This window comes from Dyadobacter sp. CY327 (assembly GCF_021390415.1).
GTDB lineage: Bacteria > Bacteroidota > Bacteroidia > Cytophagales > Spirosomataceae > Dyadobacter > Dyadobacter chenhuakuii.
Window position 1 is genome coordinate 846,480 of record NZ_JAJUXJ010000001.1, and the last position, 16,688, is coordinate 863,167.

Sequence of the window (16,688 nt, forward strand, 5' to 3'; positions counted from 1 at the left end):
AACTACCACATCGACCTGCACCCAAGCAACGAAGCGACGACTACATCGATTTCGCCTCACTGCCATGCGAGATTACGCTAGGCGCACTGCTGCCGTGCGCATGAAAACCTGCTGCCTGCTAACAAGAACATCGGCACTACTCGCCTTCTAATAGTTGTCATGTTTACATCCGGTAGCGTGGAGCATCGCGGAGGTTGTTGGTGAAGTTTGTGGGAAGAAGGGCGTCGCGCCGCCAGTTGTTCGGGAGGGGGCGACGAGTTGGGGTGGTGAGAATTATCAACGTTAGAATTCGCTAGTCGTCTATGATTTTGTTTATTATCATTGGGAGAAAAATCTCATCTTGATTTTCTTCAAGAGTTTCTCCAATTCGACAGTCAATGGAGACAAGATAGACCTTGCCTGGAAAATGAACGACTTGGTTCACACCGGGTTGTCGTACTGACAGTTTTCTAATTGCCTCTGCAGGAATTTTTCGAGCAAGCTGCTTAAATACACCCTCATCGAAATCAAAAGTAATAACATAACTTCCCTCATCGGTTTCAATTCCACCGGAATATGAATACATATATGGGCTTAATTGTCCTATATGGGTAAGGGGAACATGGGGGAAAATTAGGCTTTCCATCTTATTGAAACCAAGCCTTTTGAGATGTAATCCTAGGTCTTTGGCTAATTTGTAATGGCTAGCCGAAAATACCCTATCAGGAGCTAAGTATTTTTTTAAACTTTCCCAATATAAGGGTATTGCTTTTGTATCAAAATAGACAATGGGGTTAACTTTTTGTACATCATACAATGCAAATTCTTTTCCGTTGCAAAGTGCGAAAAAATTGGCTCTTACTTCGCTATGAATCGCGTAAGAGTAGGCTTGTTCAACGTGTTTTGATTTAAGTATATCCTCAGAAGGCGATTTTGCATCAAGTATCCAAGCGGCTTTTTCATTAACTTCGAAAAGATAGTCAGGAATTAAAAAAATCTCCTTTCGCCTTGATCCTATCGACACAAACGGGTGAAGAAGTTTTCTACTTCTAATGATTTGATTTGGCTTGGAGGAGTTGTATCCCAGACCTTTGATAATTGGCAAAACGATTTCCTCTCGAACAGAGTCTTCGCGAAATTCACTGTTTCTTAGTAGCTCAAAATCAAAGCCATCAAGAATATTAAAAAGTGATTGGGACTTCATCTTCTACATTTAAGTAATAAGACATTCTTTCAATGCGATTACATTGAGGCCGTCACATAACTACGCTTTAATCTCATTGTCCATAGACAAGCTGCTTCTGTTGATTTACATTTTGCAGAAAATAGGGGTTCTTGATCGCTTTCGCTTCAAGCAAATCTAATTGACGATTAAAGATATCTTGTAAAGAAAATTTGAAATCGAAATAATTGTCCCCGTAATCTTCGACTTCCATTGACGTGAAGTCAACGATCAGGTCAATATCGCTATCTCCGTCGAACTGCTTAGTGAGGACAGAACCAAATGCATATAAGCTCTTTACCTTGTGCGTTTCACAGAGTTTAATTATTTCAGCTTTGTGTCTTCTAAGTTGTTCCATCTACGCAACTAATTTCTAAGCAAATAGGTTATCTATTGATTTAACGGTGCTATTACTTCTCCCAAGGCCTAATCTTCACAATTTCATTCCCCCTCATCACAACAAGCGGAGTTCCTTTTTGTTTCTTGAACTCAACCACTTTTTCATGAGTTTTTTTAATTCCCAAGAGAATTTTTTCTTGTAATACCAGCTCCTTTTCAATTTCGCTCATAAAAATTCCTAAGTTGATTAAATTTCTCTTCTTGAAATATATTTAAACTGTAATCTCTTGATCTTTTTGCAATTAACTCTTCGTTTTCAAAGGAGTTGTCAATTATGAAGGCAAGATTAACTATTGGTAAGTAGATGTCAAATAAATTTTTAATTCCTTTTACATACCTTCTTTCAATCACGTCTGGCTCAATATTGTGCCCTCCTTCCGAAACCCTCATCTGTACACGCTCTTTTGCTAACTTGACATCATTGAGCCAGTAAAAAATCAATGTCACAATGAAGCCTTTTTTCTTCGCTTCTTCAATTTTGACCTTATAGCTTCGTGTTGATAATGTCGTCTCAAATGCAAAACTGTCATTTCCGTCCAGTAGTTCATTAACCCTGCTCAACATGATCCTTCCGGCTTCCAATGCAGCTTTTTCAGGTTGAAATGGAGACAGCTCCTTGGCAATTTCATCCGCATTTACAAATTCACTACAGTCTAAAATCTCGGGTAATATTGCAAATGAGGCTGCTGTCTTTCCAGCACCATTACAACCCGCAATGATATATAGATTCTTTTCTAACATCTTATTGAAGCATGCACAATTATTGAGATAAGTTTACTTCGCTACAATCAACCGCTCCAACCGCACCATCATCTCATCCTTCTCCTTCAACATCCGCTCATACAAAGCAATCTTCTCCTCATGAAGCTGAATGAGCTTTTCCATCGGATTAATGTTGAAGGTGCCATTCGGATTGCCAATGTAAGCGTCGTTCTCAACATTAAACGTATTCGCAATAATATTCACAGCCTGATCCTCATCAAAATTCCTGATCGCCTCGACGGGCATTTTTAATATTGCTGAAACCTGCTCCAAAATGTCGGAATCGATCCTTTCTTTTTGTTCGAGTAAGGAAACCTTCTGCTGGTTCCAATCGGTGCCAAGCTCCATGGCGAGGACGTCTTGCTTCATTCCGAGCATTTCGCGGAAGCGTTTCAGGTTGCGGCCTTCGTGGATCTTGGGGTTGGGTGTAGTATGTGTCATGCTGGAAGGTGGTTGGTTAAAAAGGCAATTTAGATAAATCTATCGGGAAGTTTCCGAGTATTTTACAAGCATTTCGGCGTACGATACGGGCTGGATGCACGGCATTAAGTTAGCCGGAATTCCGTGATTTGCCACAACACAAACGGGAAGCCGCAAAGCGCGGCGCTCATCACACATTAAAAACAAAAAAATGGAAACAAAAACGCACGCTAGCGAGTCGCCCGACGCAAAATGGATCGCCTATGGAAAACTAGTAAGCGACCTCCTCAGCAGCAGCACCGCCGAAAGCTGGAACCGCGAACTCTGGACCATGTTCAGCGGCTTCATGCTCGCCCAAAATGAAATGGGCCGTGCGGAGAATTTGAGTAATACATTCTTTTCGTTTAAGGAATTGCTGGAATTTTTTGATAAGGTGGAGAGGATTGGGGCGGGGTGAATAATTTTTCTTTGTAAAAAATGAAATTTAAGTAACTTGTTGGTTAGTAATGCGTAACGTATTGCTATCACTACACCAAACACATGTTATGAGAATTGCAATTTTACTTCTAGGGTCGATTCTGACTTATTTTCCGGCACTTGCCCAAACACACGCTCCAAGCTGGGAATTTGGTATTCAAACCGAGTATGGACGGGATTATTATCATAAAGAAGCTGCACCTATGGGCTCTTATGAGGGTTCGAACATTGATTTTTCTTCAAGCCGCTCTTGGGGTGCGGGGTTCTATTTTGAGCGATTGTTGAATCCACGGTGGTCTGTGCTGGGCCAAGTGGGTTATGCGCAAAAGAAGGTGCATCCGCAGCTTTTTCATATGTATAATCAAACTGCATCGCAATATTTGTTACGCGAAGTGCATCACAGGAGCGCCGTTGACGCTGGTTTACGACTGTATCCAAATCCCCATTCCAAGATCCGCTTGTTTGTGGATGGAAAGCTGGGTGCAAATGTTTTTATGTCTGTTGTCCAGCATGAACGCTCTCTCGGCAGAATCGTTCGCGGCAATGTCTTCGGCTTCCAACGGATCGCTCCGGTCGCATCGGCTTCATTGGGAATCAAATGGTCACGACTAACCGTCTCCGCAGAATATCGGGATGATTTGACGGTGTCAAACCGGATTGGTGGAATGAGTGAGGTTTCGGGGAAGGGCGTTTTTGGGAAGGTTGGTTTGGCGTTGTTTAGGGATGGGATGTAGTGATAAACCATTCGTTCATTCACTTACGCCGGAAGGGAAGTCTGGATGCCTTTATTCGGGAAATAGGATTACATAGCATAAGCTGTTCGATCCTAATCAATCCAATCCCTCGAATGTTATGAAATCGATAACCTTTGTTTCCCTTTTAACCATTTGCACTTCACTACACGCTTGGGCACAAGCTCGTTGGGAATTCGGCATTCAATTAGAACACGGAAGAGATTGGTACGATCGAGAATATTACAACCGGGTAGAACGTCCTAGCGGCTACATCGAAAACTTTCCGACTTATTACTCACGTAGTGCGGGTATTTATGCAGAACGTGTTATTAATCCAAGACTTTCTGCTTTGGGGCAAATTAGCTATCAACAAAAGAAAATGTACGTCGATATGTATGGTGAAGCGAGTCGGACAGCTGCAAGTTGGATAACAAAAGAAATGCATTACCGAGGAGCAATTGACGCCGGGATTCGATGGTATGTTAATCCAAAATCAAAAATAAGGCTTTTTGTAGAGGGAAAAGTAGGAGCCAATATGTTCATCGCCGCGGTGCAGCGAGAAGCAAGTCTTGGAAACATTGTAAACCACGACGCTTTCGGTTACGATCGAATCTCTCCTGTTGCATCCGGTTCAATAGGAACGAAATGGCAAAGGCTGAGTGTTTCCGCCGAATATCGGCAGGACGTGGCTGCCGCGAAACGAGCAAGGACCGGGACGGGGATAATGGGTAGGGGCGTTGTTGGAAAGGTGGCTTTTGTGTTGTTTCGGGCGGGTAATTAGTAGCTACCTACTTCCGAAAGAAAACTAGCAAATCGTAACTAACCCTGTCAGCCTGAGCGGAGTCGAAGGCACGTTACCAAGGAGTAGCGTGCCTTCGACTCCGCTCCTTTAGTTTTGAGGTATCTGGAAATTCTTGCTGAGTGCAGTTAAATTTAAAATGAGAAAGGGAAGCTAAGTAAACTATGACATCCGCTCTGAGCTACGAACTCGCAGCCTGATTTAGACTTGGCTTCCCCCTTCATCAATAACTCATATAGAAATTAGGGACAAGAGCCCATTATCAAGGAGTTGAGTCAATTGATGAATTTCTCATTTCACTTTTCCAAGACCAATTTATGAAAAAGATCATTATTGGCATCGATATCAGTAGTAAAACTCTTGATATCTGCCTGCAAAAAGACGGTAAATCCAGTTTTGTTACGATTGCTAATGATGTAAAAGCGATCAATAGCTTTTTCAAAAAGCTGGCAAAGGAAGAAGTGGTCATAGCCATGGAAAACACTGGGCGTTACAACTGGCAATTGTACGAAGCTTTGCCCAAATTCAATTTTGAGGTGTATGTGATCTCAGCCCTGCATTTGAAAAAAAGCATGGGCCTGATCAGAGGAAAAAATGATAAGATAGATGCTGAGAGGATCTGCAAGTTCATCCAAAAGAACCAGGATGAATGTGCGGTCTGGAAGCCGGTGGCAACCAACATTCAGAGAATGAAGGTGTTGCTCACTGAACGGGCCAGCCGGATCAAAATGAAAAGACAGCTGCTCGCCCAGCAATCTGACTATAAACTGATGAATACGATTGGTCTTGAAAAGCAGCTGGCTAAGATGAACCAGGGTTTGGTCAAGTCTATCCAGCAACAGATCGAAGCGTTGGAATGCGAGATCGAAAAGATTATCAAGTCTGACGAATCGTTAAAAGAGCAGGCTAAACAAATACAGTCTGTGCCAGGCGTTGGCCTGATAACTTGCTGGACAATGATAGCTAAAACCGAAGGGTTTAAAACTATTACCGAGCCCAGGAAAATGGCATGTTATTGTGGAATCGTACCCTTCGACCACCAGTCTGGAACATCGGTTAGGCGACAGCCCAGGGTCTCGCCTTATGCAGACAAAAGTGTAAAGAGTATCCTGCATATGGCCGCAATGAGCGCCATCAGGTTCGACAACAAACTAAGGGACTACTACCAAAGAAAAGTAGCAGAAGGCAAAAATAAAATGTCCGTTCTCAATGCAGTCAGAAACAAAATCGTCCACATCATCTTTGCCCTAATAAAAAACCAAGCAACCTATCAAGATCACTTGGTTTTATCATAGAAATCAGGCTGACAGGGTTAGATAACATTGCAGCTAGAATGCATTTGACAGTGTTTAATAGCATTTATCACTTAGCCTCCTTCAAAGCAAGCGTCGTCAAATAATACTTCGCAATCATGTTCGGAACTTCCCACCTTGGAAGCTGCCCGGCTTTCAAATACTCCATATACTTGTTAGCAACCTGCGCGAAATGCGCTTCGTGGCCATTATCATATTTTGCAGGGATGGACAATTCCCAGCCGGCGGCGTTCTTTTTCAGCTCGATACCGGGATATTTGCCCTGCACTTTTTTGAAGCTTTCGGCTACGGCGTCTTCGTAGGCTTTGGATTTATCGATGGTTTCAATGTAAAGGACTGGTTTGTATTTCTGGTCTTTGCCCTGGCGGACGATGAGGTTAGCCTTGGAGCCTTTCATGATTGAGTAGTGCGTGTCGCCGGTGCCTTCGGGGGCTTGGAAATTCCAGAGTACTGATACTTTTGCGTGCACACCTTTCAATGTGTAATTCATTGCGCCATTGGCGTAAACGCTTAGTGTTGTGTCTTTTACGTCTTTGCTCAGGAAGTCGGGGAAGTTATCGCTTTTGGTTACGAGCTTGAATTGGGATTTGGTGAGTTTCGTCGCGGTGCGTTTTGCGGAGAGGAGTTTAATGTCTTTTTTGTAATCCAATTCCGTGTTCGGAAAACAGCTCCATTGTACGAGATCTACCAAGTGCGTGGTGACGTCAACCATTCCTTCGCCCTGTTGTTTTACATCGAAAAACCAGGTCGGGCGCACGAGCGGTTCGCCGGAAATGTATTTGAAAAAATGGTGTACACTTTCCTTGGCAACGGCTGGGTTTTCTGCAGTTCCTTTTTGTAATTCTCCGAAAATGTCGGGCATATTGGCCAGTTCGCGCTGTAATGCGTTGGTGATCTCATAACGCTCGGTCATGATGTCGTAAAGGAGCACTTTGTTTTTCTCGGCGCTTGCAAATGCTTCTTTTAGTTTTTCAAAACCAGCCGCGTCGATGGCCATGGGTTTGTCGGCAAGCACATTCAGGCCTGCGTCAACAGACTGCTTAATGTAATCGGTCTTTTTTTGGTTGTTTCCGGCCAGTATGACCACATTTCCCTTCTTTTCCGAAAGCATTTTTTCAAGAAAATCAGAACCTGTGTACACTTCCTCTTTCCAGTGCGTCGGGTCCTTGGGGCTTGCATTGTATTTCTCCACTTTATCCAGATACGCCTTCACATCCGGGCCTTCGGACGCATACACATGCACAACCGAATCGACATCCGGATACATGGATTTCTGAACAAGTGCCGCATGAAAGTGCCCGGGTTCAACCACGATCAGGCTTAATGGTTTTTTGGTTGCTTCGTCTTTGGCTTCTTCTTTTTTCGTATCACATCCCTGATTTAATGCCATTGCGCTCATGAAAGCGATTGTCAAGAGTTTGTTTCTCATGTTGGTGGATTGAGGTAATAATGCAAGATAGGCCCAAAAATGATGTTACGCCTGACTGTAAGACGAAATTTCTTTCAGCTTCCCTGAACTGGCTTTATCAATAAACAAAATCGCATTGGGATGCTTGCGGAGAATTGTGGATGGATATTCTTCCTGAATTTCTTCGGCAACCGTGTGGTAAATGGCCTGCGCTTTTTTCTCACCCGGAACCATCGCAAAAGCCCATTTGGCGTTCATCAATGTAGGGATCGTTAATGTTAATGCCATTTGCGGCACTTCGTCAAATGTATCAAAACACGCATCATTCACTTGCTGCTGACGACAAGCCTGGTCCAGATCCACCTGTTTTACAATCAGCGGATCATCAAAAAACGCCACATGCGGATCATTAAATGCCAAATGTCCATTCTCTCCAATGCCCAGGCAAACAATGTCGATTGGATTCTCTTTCAACAACTGCGCATAGCGGTCGCACTCGGCTTCTATATTTTCAGCATTGCCATTCAGATAGTTAACCGATTTCAACGGCACAAAATCAAATAATTTGACTTTCAGGAAATTTCCGAAATTCTGAGGAGCATCGTCCGGAAGGCCCACATATTCGTCCATGTGAAAAGCATTAATTTTCTCCCAAGTAATGCCCTTTTCTTCTTTCAATGCTGCCAGAAACTCATTTTGGGATGGTGCAGAAGCAAATATGATATTGACCGAATCTTTGGTTTTTTGCAATTCACGGATTTTATCAGCCACCATTTTGGCCGCATTGAGTCCCATTTCCTGTCTGGTGTCGAAAATTTTTATTTCCAAATCGTCAACCTTCATAATCTGTGTTCGTTAAAATGCTTGTCGTATATAACCCTGCCTCTTACTATTGTCTTTTGGATGTTGATATCACTGTCGAAAATCACGATATCCGCATCTTTGCCAGCCACCAATGTGCCTTTTTTGTGATCCACGCCCATGATTCGTGCAGGCGTGGCCGTCATCATCCGCACCGAATCGAGGAGCGAAACATCGGCCATTTGCACCATATTTCTAACCAGTCGGTCCGTCGTAGATACGCTTCCTGCGAACGAGGTGCGGTCGGGTAATTTGGCGACGCCGTCTTCTACAATCACTTTCAGGCCGTTTTTCAGGGAGCCTAACGTGCTTTCGCCCTCAGGCATTCCGGCTGCGCGCATGGCGTCGGTGATCAGTGCGATGCGGTCAGGGCCTTTTATTTTGTATACCAATTTCAAAAGCGGTGCCGGCAAATGCACGCCGTCGGCAATGATCTCCACGTCCATATCGAGCAAAAAAGCGCTTTCAATGGTGCCGGCATAGCGAAATGCATTCTTGCGTGTCACGCCGGACATGGCTGAATATAAGTGGGTTGCTAACGTGTAACCGTTTTCATAAGCCTCCAGCACTTCTTCATAAATAGCATCTGTATGCGCCACGGCTGCCAGAATGCCTTTTTGTTTTAATCTTTTGCCAAAATCAATGGCTCCGGGAAGCTCCGGCGCAGCGCTCCAACGCGTGATCGACGAGGAGTAAGCCAGCACTTCTTCATATTCCTTGGGGTCGGGATTGCGGATGTAACGCGGGTCCTGCGCACCGCGCTGACTTAATGCGAAATATGGCCCTTCCAGATGCATTCCGAGAAATTGCGCGCCTTTCAAGTTCGTCGCATTGGCCTCTTCGTAATTGTCCAGCGTTTGCAGCAGATCTTCTTTTTCACTGGTTAATGTAGTGGGAACCAGCGCTGTGGTTCCGTATTTGGCATGAGTTTCGGCAATGCGCAAAAAGGCATGCACGGTCCCATCCATAAAATCATAACCGCCGCCGCCGTGAATGTGCAGGTCAATGAAGCCCGGCGCAATGTAATTTCCTCCCGCATCAACGATCTCCGCATCCGGAAAATCGACATTTCCTTCGTGTATGCCTAGTATCACACCATCTTCAACCAGCAATGTTCCGTTCCGGATGTAGCGGAATGGCGTGATAATGTGGCCGTTAGTTATCTTTAATCTCATATACTCTGTTTTAACTTCTTAATTAGGGATCTTAAAACCCCCATGTTCTCAATTTATGCCCTTTCACTGCATAAAAAACGAGATACAAATAGCAGGGCAGCAGCACCCAGTAAGCCTGACGCACATCCAGCACATCTGCAAAATAGCCGTAGAAAAGGGGCATAATGGCGTTTCCGCACAATCCCATGATCATGATGGAAGCGCCCAGCTTGGTAAATCTTCCCAGATCATCCAGCGCCAGCGGCCATATTCCTGCCCAAACGAGTGAATTTGCCAATCCCAGCAGCACCACAAACCAGATGGAAATGTCCGCCGTATGCCCCAGGAATACCAATTCACCTTTGGCAAAAATGATCAGCAGCGTAAAAATGGTCCCCAGCAATGTGCAAATCCGAAGCGCCGTAACCTGACTAATGTATTTCGGAATGACGGTGATCCCGATCAGATATCCGCAAATGGTGCAAAAAAGCGTGTAAGAAGGGAAAACCTTTGCTTCCAGTAGATCAATGCCCATTGAATTGGCATAACCAATAATGGTGTCAATGGCGATAACCTGCGTTCCCACGTGCAAAAAGATCGCTAATGCGCCTAGAATGAGGTGTGGAAACTGAAAAATACTCGTTTTGCCCGCATTCGCTGTGGCCAGATGTTCGCTTTCATGCTCGGTGTCAATTTCCGGCAAAGGTGATTTGTAAACTAAAAAACCAAGAATCAACAAAAAGCTTCCAAGGCCAATGTATGGATTAATCACGCGCCGGATCAACTCGTCCAATGCGGCACTTCGTTCAATGTTGGTCATCGAGCTCAGCTGCTGGAACATCGCCGTGTCGGTAGGACGGAGGATGACGGCTGCAAAAACAATGGGAGACAAAATCCCGGCCGCTTTGTTACAAATCCCCATGATGCTGATCCGCTGCGCAGCCCGGTCTTTTGCTCCGAGAATGGTAATGTAGGGATTAGCAGCAGTTTGCAAAATAGCTAGCCCAATGCCAATCGTAAATAATCCCAGCAGAAATATTTCGTAAGTCCGCGACATAGCCGCAGGCACAAAAATGAATGCGCCCAAAGCCATCGCCCAAAATCCAAACATCATTCCCTTCTTAAAACCCACCGCCCTCAGCAGATAGGAAGAAGGGACTGACATCACGAAATAGGCAATGTAAAAAGCAAAAGCGACGAGGTAAGCCTGGAAACTAGTCAGTTCGCAAGCGATTTTGAAATACGGAATAAGGATGGAATTCACCCAGGAAACAAACCCAAAGATGAAAAACATGAGCCCGATCAGAAAGATCGAGATCATCGTTTCCCGCTTCGTCAGGTTCTCTACCTTTATTGCTACGGAGGCGCTGCTCATGTGTTCGTTGGCGTTAGGCCCTGGACTGAAGTCCGGGGTAATAAAATCTTGATCTTCTGATGGGAACCCTTTCTATTCTCCTTGATTTATTCCCTGGATTTTGATCTTTTAAACCCCAGATTGAAATCTGGGGCTAGTTATGCTTCTCCCCTGACGGGGATTATTGCCATTATCGCCGTCAGGGGATTTTATTTGATTGCCCCAGATTTTAATCTGGGGGCTTAATAATCTCAGATTTAATTTGGGGGCTTAATAATCTCATCTTAATCTGGGGGCTTAATAATCCCATTTTATTCTGGGATCTTAATCATCTCAGATTTCAATCTAGGATCTTAAATAGTCGGTTCCCAGCCTTTTTGGTATTCTCTTTTCCAAAGCTTTTCAGCCTCTTTGTTGTTCTTAATATGGCCGTTAGAAGAATCCACATTCAACGTCCCGCCGCTGCGGAAGGCGATGTTGCCGAGTTGCGCCAGCAGTGTGCTTTGGTGCCCGCCTACAATCTCAGAAGCCAGCGGCGTTCCTTTTTTGATCGCGTCAAAGAAGTTTTGAATATGTAATGCATCCAATCCCTGCGAAGGGTTCATTTTATTTCTCGGATCAATTACAAAGTCATTTTTAACTTCCTTAATTACTTTGTTATCCAGCCCGTAAATGGTGTAAGTGTTGCCTTCACCGATTTGTAATGAGCCATTTTCACCATAAAAAACAACACCAACGCTGCTGCCTTCGATCGTGCGGCCGTTACAGCTTCGCCCTTCCCAGGTCATGGCCGTATTGTTATCAAATTCCAGATTAATAACCTGCGTATCAGGCGTTTCCCAATCATCTTTATAGCGAAAACGTCCGCCTGAGGAAGTAACACGGTTAGGATATTCCACTTGCAATCCCCAGCGCATCAGGTCCAGCATATGCGTGCCGTTGTTGAGTGCTTCGCCGGTTCCCCAGTTCCAAAGCCAGTGCCAGTTATAATGGATCAAGTTGTCCTTATAAGCACGACGGGGTGCGGGACCTTGCCATAATTCATAGTCCAGCCAGGCAGGAACGGCAGTTTCTTTTCCTACGCCGATGGACGCTCTGTTATTGGTATACCAACCCTTTACAAAATACGGACGGCCAATCGCACCGCTATGCACTTCCTTAATCGCAGCCATCACATTCGGCCAAGAACGGCGCTGGTTGCCCATTTGAATCACATTCTTATATTTTTTTGCTGCCGCAATCAGCATTTCGCCTTCATTCGGATTGTGGCTGCATGGTTTTTCGAGGTAAACATGCTTTCCGGCTTTGGAAGCCAGGATGGCCGCAGGCGCATGCCAATGGTCGGGAGCGGCAATCACCAATGCGTCCATATCCTTATTTTCCAGTGCTTTCCGAAAATCAGGCGTGTTCGCAGGCTTTGATTTTTGAATGTTGTTGACCGTATTAATGCACTTTTCTGCGGCTCTCGAATCGACATCCGAAATTGAAACAACCTCACAGTTTGGCTGCAATGCATAGTTGGAAGCAAGCGCCAATCCACGACTATTTACGCCCATGACACCCACGCGCACTTTTTCGTTAGCGCCGATAATCTTTGCATAACTTTTTGGGCTGAAACCCGGCAGAATGCCACCTACGGTCAGTAATGCGCTTCCTGCGAGTGTTTTCTTCAAGAAATCTCTTCTTTCGTTCGGAATATTTTTCATATCGTATTGATGATTAAGGGATTTGGCTGAGTTACTTAGCAGACTTCCGCGCTTTATTCAACACACTTTCCAACATAATGCTTTTTCCACCCTGGCGCTTGCTTTCATCCGCAGCTTCCATAAATGCGAAAATTTCAATGGTTTCCTGAGGTGTCACAGGCATTTCACCCGTTTTGAAATACTTAATAATGTCCACCAAAAGTGGCTCATAACCTGCATATGGGCCTAAAACTTTATTGCCGTCTTCTGTAAAAACCGTCCCGCCGTAGTCGTGTTTGCCAGTCCGCGTTCCCCGGAATGTGCCGGTGCGGCCATCGCCCCATATGCCTACCACAATGTCGGTGTTAGGTGTGCTTACGCGGGTTACGCTTTTGCAGCCTGTTCCCATGACGGTGTAAAGCGTTTCGACACCATGAACGCCATACCAGAAAAAGTCAGGGTGTGTTTTTTCCAAAACCGCAGGGCTGTAAGTGTCAGCGCCCAAAACCTTGGCTTTGTCTATATTTTCAAGTCCTTTGATATAACGTAGGGAAGAAGCCGAGAAAACAGGGGTCTTGTATTTTTCAGCAGCATTATAAATCGCAATAGTGTCTGATAATGAGCCTGCTACTGGTTTGTCGATGAACATTCTTTTGCCAGCTTTGAAAACTTCCAATGCTTGTTCCAGGTGCAACCGGCCATCATTGGTTTCCAGGAGGATCACATCCGTTTCTGCTAGTAATTCCTGGATCGAGCCAGTGATTTTGACACCGAGCTTTTTCACTTCTTCAATGTAACCCGGGATGCGTTTGGTGCTGGATTCAATGTCCTTACTTCCTTGCGGATAGGCTGCTGTGACCTTGTAGCCGTCATAAACCGGATCCGGCGTGGCAGCATTTAGTGCCTTTGTAAATGCAATGCTGTGAGAGGTGTCCAGGCCGATAATGCCCACCCGTTTTCCATCAGCAGGCCTGGCAATGGCAGGTAAATATTCCAGTAATCCGAGTCCCACGCCGGTCGCGACGGATTTGAGAATGAAGTTTCTTCTGCTCAAATGCATATACTTACTATAAAGTGTTTAGGAATAGTCAGTCCGAAAAAGTCATTTCGGGCACGTACCCGTAAATATACAAACATATTTTTATTAACAACTTACTGTGCAATTTGATTATAAATTATTTTGAACAAGTTAGAAAACAAAAGGTTTTATACTGTGTTTGGCTGAATAGCGATCAATTCTGATAAAATGCCTGGTTCTCTTTTGTAATGATGTCAATCGGCATAAAATGCATTTTTTCAACAGGCGCGCCGAGCACCAAAGTTTGATATAAGGCCATTAACCCCCGGTAACCCTGCTCCTCAGGTTTGTGGCAGATCAGAAAATCAATCAACCCTTCATTCAAAAAGCGAATATTCTCTTTAAGGAAATCATAGCCAATTAAAGAAATGTCTTTTCGATTGTCTTTTTCGAGAAAGGAAGCCACGGCGGAAACGCGTGAATTGGTTACAAAAATAGCCTCAATATGCTCGTGCGTGTGCAGCATGCGTTTCAGGTCTCTTGTCACGGAAAGGTTATCCGTATCCTTAATGTCCATCCGAATGATCTCACCGGGCAAGTTATGATCTTTGAAATAAGACCTGAAACCCTCTTCGATCTGCAAATAATTGTAAGTATCCGTGTCTTTCGAAATATTGACAACCAGCACTTTGTGATTTTTTTTTAAGCGGTAAGTCAGCAATTTGGCCCCTACATAACCACTTTGGAATAAATGAGGGCCGATATAGGTCAGGTTATCCTGGTCCGGAATGTCGGAATCGATGAAGGCAAACGGGATTTTCAGTTTGGTACATTCAGCGGCAAACTCCCGCGCTTCCTCTACGAAGGAAGGAGCAAGCAAAACGCCGTGAAAAGTGCCCGCCAGAATTAATTTCGTCTGTTCGTTGAAAGAATTATGGTCATTTAAATCAAAAAGAAATGTGCTCACCTGAACGCCATATTTCTTGATCTCCTGCTGCGCCCGGACGATCCCTTTAAGCGGCGCCTCCCAGAAGTCTGTCTCGGCAGAAACCTTCGGAAGCAGCACAGCCAGGGAAATGATTTTCCGTGAAGCCAGCCGGCTTGCTAATATATTAGGTTGATAATCAAGTTCTTTAATGATCTCATTTATCTTCTTTTTGGTTTTTTCAGAAACGCCGGTGCGGTTGTGAATGACCCTGTCTACTGTTGCAATCGAAACATTGGCCCGCCGCGCGATTTCCTTCACGCCGAAATAAGTATTGTCTTTCTCCATCCGGGAAGTTAACTATTGGTAGATGTGCAAAGAAGTTTTATTTCAAAAAATCTACCTGCTGATTAAGTATTATTGCTTTCGCCTGTTGTTTGTTTGATTTTAATATCTTTATTTTGTCTATCAAGTAAGTAGATTATACTTTCAAGGTCGCATTCAGGATAGATGTTATTGAACCCTGATACCCTATGAGACAGCTCAGGTCCGACTTGCCGGGATTTTCGGTGGTTGTCAATTCATGCCGGTCGTCTGTGCTGTCGTAGGGTATCAGGGCAAAGATAGCCGCCGATTTTCAAGTATTCCAGCGGTTGCAATGTCTTTTGGAGTATATCAAATATAGGAGTAAATAATGAAAAACGTTATTGCACTGTTTTACTGCTTGCTAGTTTTATTCCCGGGAGCGCATTTACAAGCCCAGACACCAGCTACAAAAACAGTTCGTCCAAATATCATTTTCATCCTCGCCGATGACCTAGGTTATGGCGACGTCGGGTTTAACGGACAAAAACTCATCAGAACCCCCAACATTGACCGGCTGGCCCGAGAAGGGATGATTTTCAATCAATTTTATGCAGGAACTTCCGTCTGCGCACCTTCCCGATCTTCCTTGTTGACCGGTCAGCATACCGGGCATACCTATATCAGAGGAAATAAATCCGTTTTACCCGAAGGACAGCAGCCCATCGCAGATTCCGTGTTGACCGTTGCCGAAATTTTGCAAAAAGCCGGTTACGTCACCGGTGCATTTGGTAAATGGGGGCTTGGGCCAGTCGGCTCCGAGGGAGATCCTAACAAACAGGGTTTTAATCAGTTCTACGGCTACAATTGCCAAAGCCTGGCGCATCGCTACTACCCGGACCATCTTTGGGACAATGCTAAAAAAGTTGTTCTTGAGGCAAACAAAGATCTGCTATATAACAAGGAATACGCACCCGACCTGATCCAGAAAAAGGCATTGGATTTTATGGATACCAGGGATGGTAAACACCCGTTTTTCCTGTTCCTGCCATATATTCTGCCTCACGCAGAGCTGATTGTGCCTGACGACAGTATTTTTCAATCATATAAAGGCAAGTTTGAAGAGAAATTTCACCGTGGCGCAGATTATGGCTCCAATGCAAAAAGTGGCGGGTATACGTCTCAGGAATTTCCCCGCGCCACATTCGCTGCCATGGTGACGCGTCTGGATCTTTATGTGGGGCAGGTTTTGGATAAATTAAAAGAAAAAGGACTCGATAAGAATACGCTTGTCATATTCACGAGCGACAATGGTCCGCATGTTGAAGGCGGTGCTGATCCCAAATTTTTCAGAAGCAGTGGCGGTTTCCGGGGTGTAAAGCGTGATTTGTACGAGGGTGGGGTTAGGGAGCCGTTCGCCGCACGCTGGCCGGGCGTAATCAAACCGGGTTCGAAAAGTGATTTTATAGGCGCATTCTGGGACATTCTGCCCACCTTCACCGAACTCGCCCAGGCACAAACGCCGCGAAACATTGACGGCATTTCCTTCACAGATGCACTAAAAGGCAAGCCTACCCAGAAAAAGCACGATTATTTATATTGGGAATTCCACGAACAAGGCGGCAGGCAGGCTGTGCGGCAAGGAAACTGGAAAGCCATCAGGTTAAAAGCTGCCGGGAACCCGGATGCATTGGTGGAACTCTACGACCTCTCCAAAGATCCAGGTGAAACCACAAACCTAACCCCTCAATTCCCCGAAAAAGCAAAAGAGCTAGGCCAGATCATGAACAAAGCACACGTTTCGTCTGCGTTGTTTCCGTTTGGGAGCCTGGTGACGAATGAGTGACAAGCTGAGCATTATTCAATGCCGTTTTC

The 16,688-nt window shown here is 44.8% G+C and carries 17 protein-coding genes; 5 read left to right on the plus strand and 12 right to left on the minus strand.

The genetic code is table 11. From position 1 onward, the window contains the following. Window positions 1-292: 292 nt before the first annotated feature. The 5 genes from LZG74_RS03640 to LZG74_RS03660 all read right to left on the minus strand — a co-directional run bounded on the left by LZG74_RS03640 (window position 293) and on the right by LZG74_RS03660 (window position 2,803). Window positions 293-1,183: a type I restriction enzyme HsdR N-terminal domain-containing protein gene (locus LZG74_RS03640; protein WP_233795244.1), complete on the minus strand. Its 891-nt coding sequence runs from the start codon at window positions 1,181-1,183 to the stop codon at window positions 293-295. 73 nt (window positions 1,184-1,256) lie between these two features. Further along, window positions 1,257-1,559, minus strand: a complete 303-nt coding sequence (locus tag LZG74_RS03645; RefSeq protein WP_233795245.1) for a nucleotidyltransferase family protein — start codon at window positions 1,557-1,559, stop codon at window positions 1,257-1,259. Window positions 1,560-1,611: 52 nt separating this feature from the next. Next, a complete protein-coding gene (locus tag LZG74_RS03650) occupies window positions 1,612-1,770 on the minus strand; it encodes a hypothetical protein (RefSeq protein ID WP_233795246.1) in 159 nt (52 codons plus the stop codon). Further along, window positions 1,757-2,341 carry a zeta toxin family protein gene (locus LZG74_RS03655; protein ID WP_233795247.1) on the minus strand — a complete coding sequence of 195 codons (585 nt, stop codon included), beginning with the start codon at window positions 2,339-2,341 and terminating at the stop codon, window positions 1,757-1,759. The genes LZG74_RS03650 and LZG74_RS03655 overlap by 14 nt, the downstream gene beginning before the upstream one ends. 33 nt (window positions 2,342-2,374) lie before the next feature. Then, window positions 2,375-2,803: a helix-turn-helix transcriptional regulator gene (locus LZG74_RS03660; protein ID WP_233795248.1), complete on the minus strand. Its 429-nt coding sequence runs from the start codon at window positions 2,801-2,803 to the stop codon at window positions 2,375-2,377. A 190-nt stretch (window positions 2,804-2,993) separates the two neighbouring features. Here LZG74_RS03660 and LZG74_RS03665 point away from each other — a divergent pair, with 190 nt between their 5' ends. The 4 genes from LZG74_RS03665 (at window position 2,994) to LZG74_RS03680 (ending at window position 6,087) form a co-directional block, all read left to right on the plus strand. Continuing rightward, window positions 2,994-3,239, plus strand: coding sequence for a hypothetical protein (locus LZG74_RS03665; protein ID WP_233795249.1), 246 nt, complete (start codon window positions 2,994-2,996; stop codon window positions 3,237-3,239). An 88-nt stretch (window positions 3,240-3,327) separates the two neighbouring features. Continuing rightward, window positions 3,328-3,993, plus strand: coding sequence for a hypothetical protein (locus LZG74_RS03670; RefSeq protein WP_233795250.1), 666 nt, complete (start codon window positions 3,328-3,330; stop codon window positions 3,991-3,993). Window positions 3,994-4,111: 118 nt separating this feature from the next. After that, window positions 4,112-4,774, plus strand: coding sequence for a hypothetical protein (locus LZG74_RS03675; RefSeq protein WP_233795251.1), 663 nt, complete (start codon window positions 4,112-4,114; stop codon window positions 4,772-4,774). Between the two features lie 335 nt (window positions 4,775-5,109). Next, window positions 5,110-6,087: an IS110 family transposase gene (locus LZG74_RS03680; protein WP_233795252.1), complete on the plus strand. Its 978-nt coding sequence runs from the start codon at window positions 5,110-5,112 to the stop codon at window positions 6,085-6,087. Window positions 6,088-6,154: 67 nt separating this feature from the next. On the opposite strand, the gene LZG74_RS03685 is transcribed toward LZG74_RS03680, so the two are convergent. The 7 genes from LZG74_RS03685 to LZG74_RS03715 all read right to left on the minus strand — a co-directional run bounded on the left by LZG74_RS03685 (window position 6,155) and on the right by LZG74_RS03715 (window position 14,858). Next, window positions 6,155-7,534 carry a putative oxidoreductase C-terminal domain-containing protein gene (locus tag LZG74_RS03685; protein ID WP_233795253.1) on the minus strand — a complete coding sequence of 460 codons (1,380 nt, stop codon included), beginning with the start codon at window positions 7,532-7,534 and terminating at the stop codon, window positions 6,155-6,157. Between the two features lie 45 nt (window positions 7,535-7,579). Further along, the gene (locus tag LZG74_RS03690; protein ID WP_233795254.1) at window positions 7,580-8,356 is read right to left on the minus strand and encodes a glucosamine-6-phosphate deaminase; all 777 of its coding nucleotides are present in this window, start codon (window positions 8,354-8,356) and stop codon (window positions 7,580-7,582) included. After that, entirely contained in the window at window positions 8,353-9,549 is a 1,197-nt protein-coding gene (gene nagA, locus LZG74_RS03695) for an N-acetylglucosamine-6-phosphate deacetylase (RefSeq protein ID WP_233795255.1), read from the minus strand. The genes LZG74_RS03690 and nagA overlap by 4 nt, the downstream gene beginning before the upstream one ends. Window positions 9,550-9,580: 31 nt before the next feature. Then, window positions 9,581-10,903: a sugar MFS transporter gene (locus tag LZG74_RS03700; protein ID WP_233795256.1), complete on the minus strand. Its 1,323-nt coding sequence runs from the start codon at window positions 10,901-10,903 to the stop codon at window positions 9,581-9,583. Window positions 10,904-11,235: 332 nt separating this feature from the next. Then, window positions 11,236-12,588 (minus strand): Gfo/Idh/MocA family protein, encoded by a 1,353-nt coding sequence (locus tag LZG74_RS03705; protein WP_233795257.1) that lies wholly within the window; start codon window positions 12,586-12,588, stop codon window positions 11,236-11,238. A 31-nt stretch (window positions 12,589-12,619) separates the two neighbouring features. Next, complete coding sequence (locus LZG74_RS03710) at window positions 12,620-13,627, minus strand: Gfo/Idh/MocA family protein (RefSeq protein WP_233795258.1); 1,008 nt, start codon at window positions 13,625-13,627, stop codon at window positions 12,620-12,622. A gap of 172 nt (window positions 13,628-13,799) precedes the next feature. Continuing rightward, on the minus strand, window positions 13,800-14,858 hold the full coding sequence (locus LZG74_RS03715; RefSeq protein ID WP_233795259.1) for a LacI family DNA-binding transcriptional regulator: 1,059 nt from the start codon (window positions 14,856-14,858) through the stop codon (window positions 13,800-13,802). Window positions 14,859-15,204: 346 nt separating this feature from the next. Here LZG74_RS03715 and LZG74_RS03720 point away from each other — a divergent pair, with 346 nt between their 5' ends. Continuing rightward, window positions 15,205-16,659 carry an arylsulfatase gene (locus LZG74_RS03720; RefSeq protein ID WP_233795260.1) on the plus strand — a complete coding sequence of 485 codons (1,455 nt, stop codon included), beginning with the start codon at window positions 15,205-15,207 and terminating at the stop codon, window positions 16,657-16,659. The last annotated feature ends 29 nt before the right edge of the window (window positions 16,660-16,688 follow it).